Genomic DNA, 6,189 nt, shown 5'->3' on the forward strand with positions numbered 1-6,189 from the left:
AGGGATTGGGATTAGAGGGGCTCGAAATTCTTGCCGAAGCCAGAGAGCGCTTTGGTCTTCCGATTGTTACTGAGGCTACGAGTCCTGAAAACGCTGAAATCGTTGCTGCTTACGCTGACATGATTCAGATTGGGGCACGGAACATGCAGAACTTTGAACTTCTCAAAAAGGTGGGCACGTTGCGAAAACCCGTGCTCTTGAAACGGGGTATGTCGGCGACGATTGAAGATTTCCTCCTCGCAGCCGAGTACATCCTGAGCCTTGGGAATTTCCAGGTCGTTCTCTGTGAACGGGGCATCCGAACTATTGAGCGCCTCACGAGGAACACCCTCGACCTTACAGCCATCCCCCTCATTAAGGAACTCTCGCATCTTCCTGTCATTGTCGATCCGAGCCATGGCACAGGTCTCCGAGAGAAGGTCATTCCTATGGCCAGAGCTGCTTTGGCCTGTGGAGCTGATGGGGTTATGGTTGAGGTGCACCCGGAGCCTGAGCGGGCTCTCTCTGATGGACCCCAGAGCCTTCGCCCTGATCAGTTCCGGAAGCTCATGCGGGACCTTGAGGTCATTAGTGTTCTTGTGGGCAGAGAACTCCAGAAAAGGGTTGTTGCCGAGGAGTTTCTCAGAATGTCCTCGGTTCCGAAGAGTTCTGGGAAATCCCGAGTGGTTTTCCTCGGGGAGCAGGGGTCCTTCAGTTCTCAGGTTGCCCGGCGTTCTTTTGGAGAAAACGCCGAGTTTCTCCCCTGCCAGAACTTCCGAGAGATTTTCGAGCGGGTGTCTCGTGGTGAAGCTACTCATGGGGTGCTTCCCATTGAGAATACCATAACAGGAAGCATTCACCACAACTTTGACCTTCTTCTTGAGTTTCCGGAGATATTTATCGTCGGAGAACGGTTCATTCGTGTTTCTCAACATCTTGGGCTTTACCCTGGAACAGGGCGAGAGGACCTCCAGGTGCTTTTTGCTCATCCCCAAGGGTTTGCCCAGTGCGGGAAATTCCTCGAGAGCCTCAGAAATGTCCGGATCATCAACGTGGGAAATACCGAAGAGGCTGCACGAAGGACGGTGGAATTTGGTCCGGGAAGCGGGTGCATCTCCAGTGAGGAGGCCATCGCTAAATACGGCCTTGAGAGGGCAGAGGAGGAAATCGAGGATAATCCCCGGAACTTCACCCGCTTCATCATTATTGCCAGGCATTTTGAACCTCTCCTTGAACACGACAAAGTCTCCTGCGTTTTTGCGCTGCGAAACTATCCGGGAGCCCTCTACGAAGCTCTTGGGGTCTTTGCTCGTCGGGGAGTTAACCTGTTGAAGCTCGAGTCCCGTCCCCTTGTGGGGAAGCCCTGGGAGTACCTCTTCTACGTGGACTGGGAAGGAAACCTTGTCGAGGAGAAGTATCGGGAGCTCCTTGAGGAATTGAGGTCCAAAAGCACCCTCCTTCGGATCCTTGGCAGTTACAAGAATGCCTGGAAACTCGAGGACTCTGGATTTGGATCGTAGGGATGTCCCGGTTCACACAGATCTGCAACAGGTAGGGTAGACAAAAAAGAAGAGAGGCCTGTATCCTAACTCCAAGGAAAGAAATCGCAGAAAGGAGGCCTCTCTTCCCATGGCAAAGAGTAGCACAAGAGGAACGGAAAGTCTATCCCGTTTCTCCGGTTCCTCACTCCACCTTGAGTCCCTCTTTGGGTATGCCTCTTTGGCAAAGCTTGCCAAAATCCATGGACTCTCCAAGAAAGCCAAGATTCGCCTTGAGGTTCTCGACTTTGCCAGAAAACACCCTGTTGCTGTCACCTGCAGGAGATACGGCATTGCCCGGAGCACTTACTACCGCTGGAAGAAGAAGTTCAACCCCAGGAATCTGAAGAGCCTGATACCCTCCAGAAGACCCAAGAAGGTCCACAAACCCAGGTGGACTCGAGAGCCCGTTGAGCGGATTCAAGAGCTCAAAGAGACCTATCCCTTCCTGGGAAAGGAGAAGCTCACCCTCTTCCTCAAAAGAGAGGGTTTTGAGGTCTCCTCTTCCACCGTAGGGAGGATCCTCTGGTACTTGAGAAGACGAGGAGTCCTCAAGGAAGCAAGAGTCCAGAAAGTCCAGGTGAAAAAGAGTGCAAGGACCAAAAGACCCTATGCCAAGAGGAAACCCAAGGACTACATCCCCAAAGAACCCGGAGACCTCATCGCCATTGATACCCTGGAGATTCGCCCCCTTCCTGGAGTGGTCTACAAGCAGTTCTCGGGGAGCTGTGTTGTCTCCCGTTTTGCCTTTGCTTCCCTCTACACGAGAGCCACTGCAGGATTAGCCCGGGAGTTCCTCGAAGAGCTCCTCCAAAAGAGTCCCTTTCCTGTACGGGGTATCCAGGTGGATGGAGGGAGTGAGTTCTATGGGGAGTTTGAGGAGGCCTGCAGAGAATATGGCATTGAGCTCTTCGTCCTTCCTCCCCGTTCCCCCAAACTCAATGGGGTGGTGGAACGACTGAATCGGACCTTCCGGGAAGAGTTCTGGGCCTACTACGATGATGCCGTTGATCTCAAGACCATGAGGGACCACCTCAAGAGGTGGACGGAAGAGGTGTATAATCGAAGAAGACCTCATTGGAGTTTAGGGTACAGGACTCCCTGGGAGTACCTGAGGGATACTGGAATTGTAGAGTGTCCCACATGATGTGAACCTAAACAGGGAATTGCAGAAAAAGAAAGCACGCGGTATACTTTTCGACTGAACGGTCAGTTCATGATTCCTGGAGGTGGAGCAATGGAGCGCCTTGCTCGGTGGATACAAGAACATCCTTGGCCCATTCTCGGAGTAACGATTTTCCTTTCCTTCCTTTTCTTCTGGAGACTGCAAGGGATACGCTTTGAGGATGATATCACCAGGTATCTCCCAGAAAACGATCCGGAAATTTCCTTCTATAACTCCTTAGAGGAAAAATTCTCCGGTTTCCAGAAGAAGAACCTCATTGTTGCCTTAGAGTTTGACAATCTCTTTACCCCTGAGAACCTTTCCCTCCTCCAGGAAATTGTTGAAGAGATAGGGAATCTCCCCTCCGTTCAAGGGGTAACCGCCCTCACCAACATGCCGGAGATTCTCGCCACGGAGTACGGTGTTGAAGTTCGAGAAGTTGTGGAAGCCCTCCCGAAAACCCTCGAGGAGGCCCGGCAACTTGAGGAGCGTTTGAGGAGAAATGACCTTGTCTGGGGAAAAATTGTCACCCCTGATGGGAAGGGGACAATTGTACTCATCTCCTTTTTTGATAATGTGGACCAGTCGAGTGCCATTCGTGAGGTAGAGCGGATCCTCGCCAAGAAGATTCCCCAGGATGTGCGAGTTACCCTTTTTGGAGCGCGCGTCATCATGGAGGAGATGTCAAAAGATGCGCAGCGGAACATGCGCTTTTTGACCCCTGTGGCAGGAGGGGTACTCCTTGCCATTCTCTTCTGGGGTTTCCGAAGCATTCGGGGGACTCTGCTCCCGATTGTCATCGCTCTTCTTGCTGCTTCCTGGGCTATGGGAGTAGCGGTGTTCCTTGGAAAATCCTTCACCGTTATCTCGGCGTCGCTTCCGGTGCTCCTCCTTTCTCTTGTCAGTGCCTATGGGATTCATTTCATTAACCGATACCATGAGGAGTGTGCTCTCGCAGGGAGTGCAAGAGCGGTTGAGCAAACTCTTAAGGGTGTTTTCTTGCCCATTCTCATGAGTGCTCTCACCACAATGGGAGGCTTCCTCTCGCTTCTTACTGCTGCAATTCGACCGGTATCGGACTTTGGTCTTTACGCGGCCCTGGGGGTTTTCTTCGGCATGGTCCTTGCAACCTTTTCCCTTGGGGCGCTGTACGCAGCTTTTCCGCTCCGCCAGAAAGGCGGTAACGCTCCTTCGAAAGAGAGAAGTGACCATTTCCACCGTTTCCTTCTTTTCTTGAGCCATTCCCTGCTCCATCGGAGACGTGCTGTTTTTGCCCTTCTTGTGGGCGTTACGCTCTTTCTCTGCATGGGTATTCCAAGAATCCATGTGGAAACCACCATCCGAATGCAGATGGGGGCGGAACACCCCATAACGAAGCTTGTCGAATACTTTAAGGACCGATTCGGGAGCACGGATTACAACTACCTCTACGTAGCCACAGAAAACCTCAAGGAGCCGTTTGTGCTCCGGGAGATGGTCCGCATTGCTCAGTACCTGAAGCGCTTCCACAATTTCCAGGAACCTTCCTCTCTGGCTTCTTTTCTCCTCGATCTCAACGAGGCCATGGAAGGATGGCGAGCAATACCCGCCGATGAGGAAAAAATCCAGAATCTCTGGTTTTTTGTGGGGGATAGCGAGTACCTGAAAGGGAGGATTTCTGCAGATGAGAAGGAGACAATAGTGGAGTTCAGAGCCGAGGAGACAACATCGGCAGAACTCAAGAGAGAACTTGAAGAGGCAAAGGCATTCCTTGCCAGTCGTCCTAAAAAGGTGAAGAAGGTTGCTCTTGAGGATGCGGTTGCTCGCGACGCGTTGGTGCAAACCATCACCGATGACCTTCTTCTCTTTGGGGTTTCTCTTCCCCGGGACACCGTTTGGGAAGTTGTCCGTGAGTTCCTTGGTAAACCCTGGCAGGACTTCGTAACACCTGATCCTTCTTTTCTTGCTCAGGTTGCCCAGGATGCTCAACTCGAAATAGAGGATCTCGGCCTTGATCTTGAAGGGGTTCGGGAGGCTCTTGCGCGGGCTCTTGCTGAGGGACTCCCTTTTGAGAAGGTCCTTGAGGAGGATCTCGCCCTGGATGCGGACAGCGCCCTGTACCTTGGGGAGGTTCTCAGAACGTCTCTTGAGCGGGTTGCAAAAAGGGAAAAGGTAAGGAGTCTACGGTCAAGGCTTGAGGAGCTCCAGGGCAAGGAGCTCGAGAAGGCATGCGATTTTGCTCTCTATGAAATCCTCGACGAAGTGGCGTACCTTGAAGATGAGGAGGGAGACATTGCCGTTACCTATCGGATTACGGGTACTCCAATTATCAGTAACCGTGTCAACGAGATGCTTTTCAGCCAGCAGGCTAAGAGCATGGTCCTGGCTTTTGGTATTGTCTTTGGCCTGCTCCTTTTGCAGCTTGCCTCGGTGCGTCGGGCAAGTATTGCCATGATTCCCATTCTCCTAACTGTGGCGACTTCCTTTGGGGTCATGGGATGGTTTGGGATTCCCCTGAACGTAGCTACTCTCATGGTGGCAAGCATTGCCATTGGTGCGGGTATTGATTACGCCATCCACTTTTCAGCCCGCTGGTACAAGGAGGTTGCTACAAACTCGGGTTCCTATGCTCTCAGAGTAACCCTCCTCAACACAGGCAGAGGCATTCTTCTCAACGCTTTGGGAGTTGCCGGGGGGCTCTACGTTATGGCCCTTTCCCGAATTCACATGTTGCGGGTTTTTGGTTCCCTTGTGGCGACGGTGCTCCTTCTTGGAGTTTTCTACACTTTCATTGCGCTTTCCCTTGTGCTCCATCTTGAGGAGTACCTTGGGGATGAGAATACAAAACGAAAGGAGGTTTCCCCATGAAGCGTTTTCTCTCTGTTCTCTCTATGCTTTTGCTTTTTGTGATTGTCTTTGTGGGAGGGCATGCTCTTGCCCTTACCGCAGAGGAAATTCTCGATGAGGTGGAGGCTCGGCGTACCCAGTTCACCACTCAGAAAACGGTTGGAAAGCTTACCCTTGTCGATGCCTCGGGGAAGGAAGAGGTTCGAGAGATGGTCATGTACCTCAAAGACGAGGGAGATGATAAGACTTCGGTTATCTTCCGTTTCCTGAGCCCTGCGGATGTGAAGGGTGTTACCCTTTTGAGCCTTCGGAACGGAGAAAAGATCTACCTCTACATGCCTGCGTACAAGAAGGTTCGTCTCATTGCCGGCTCGAGTAAGAGCGAAAAATTCATGGGGACCGACTTTAGTTACGACGATCTCTCCGCGGGGTATGGGGAAGAAGATTACGAGAGCGTTCTCCAAGGGGAAGACGAGGCGAACTACTATTTGGAACTCACACCGAAGAAATCGGATTCAAAGTACGGAAAACTTGCTATGGTTGTGGACAAAGAGAAGTTCTACTTCAAGAAAATCGACTTTTTTGACACTGCCGGTAACCTCTGGAAGACTCTTGAGGTCCATGAAATCCGGGAGAGAGAAGATGGAAGCATCCAAATTCTCAAACTCTCTCTGAAAGATG

At 51.8% G+C, this 6,189-nt stretch carries 3 protein-coding genes and 1 pseudogene (1 of these 4 only partly in view); all 4 read left to right on the forward strand.

Going from position 1 to position 6,189, the window contains the following annotated elements; all coding sequences use genetic code 11:
- On the forward strand, positions 1-1,499 hold a 1,499-nt coding region (gene aroF, locus H5U36_07730), incomplete at its 5' end, for a 3-deoxy-7-phosphoheptulonate synthase (GenBank protein ID MBC7218012.1).
- A gap of 109 nt (positions 1,500-1,608) precedes the next feature.
- The gene (locus H5U36_07735) at positions 1,609-2,664 is read left to right on the forward strand and encodes a transposase (protein MBC7218013.1); all 1,056 of its coding nucleotides are present in this window, start codon (positions 1,609-1,611) and stop codon (positions 2,662-2,664) included.
- A gap of 90 nt (positions 2,665-2,754) precedes the next feature.
- Positions 2,755-5,529: an MMPL family transporter gene (locus H5U36_07740; GenBank protein MBC7218014.1), complete on the forward strand. Its 2,775-nt coding sequence runs from the start codon at positions 2,755-2,757 to the stop codon at positions 5,527-5,529.
- A pseudogene (locus tag H5U36_07745) lies at positions 5,526-6,189 on the forward strand (outer membrane lipoprotein-sorting protein); it runs 111 nt beyond the window's last position. Before H5U36_07740 ends, H5U36_07745 begins: the two are co-directional and overlap by 4 nt.

Origin of the sequence: Candidatus Caldatribacterium sp., assembly GCA_014359405.1 — a bacterium.
In the GTDB taxonomy this organism is placed as follows: Bacteria; Atribacterota; Atribacteria; order Atribacterales; family Caldatribacteriaceae; genus Caldatribacterium; species Caldatribacterium oleiphilum.